The 605-nt window shown below is 49.6% G+C and carries 1 protein-coding gene; it reads right to left on the bottom strand.

Translation table 11 applies throughout. From position 1 onward, the window contains the following. Window positions 1-605: phosphate regulon sensor protein PhoR (locus R7Q48_RS28875; protein WP_318133778.1), on the bottom strand; the 605-nt coding region annotated here is incomplete at both ends.

Genomic DNA, 605 nt, shown 5'->3' with positions numbered 1-605 from the left:
TTCACTAAGCTGTTCATGCGGTTAAGCTGCTCCGTCATCACCCCATGCGCTTTAGTCCACATCGGGCCGACGATCATATCTGGGTCTTCCGTCATCTCCAGATAACCTTGTAGTACGGTCATCGGAGTGCGTAGCTCATGAGAAACGTTAGCGAAGAAGTTACGACGCATTCCTTCGAGTTGCTTAAGTTGGCTCACGTCACGCACCACCATCAGGTGTTCACCTTCCGTGTAAGGCACGATACGCAGTTCTAACATACGTTCGACATTCAACGGCGAGCGCATTTCTAGCGGTTCGGAGAAATCTTTTTTATTGAGGTACTTGATGAAATCTGGAGTTCGAATCAGGTTCGAGATAGGTTGACCGGAATCTTCTGGCCAATGGAAGCCTAACAGGTGTTGAGCTAATCGGTTACACCAAACAATGTTGCCTTCCGCGCGAAATACTACGACGGCATCGGGCAATGATTCGGCACCGTTTCTAAAGCGACGGATCAGATTGGTGAGCTCTTTGCGTTTACGACGTTGACGCTGTTGCAAACGATAGAGACCGTTAACGAGAGACTCCCAGTTACCACTGCCAGACGGCGGAGTCAGACGTTTTTC

The sequence above is a fragment of the Vibrio sp. 378 genome, assembly GCF_033339435.1.
This window is presented reverse-complemented; position numbering and strand designations above follow the sequence as displayed.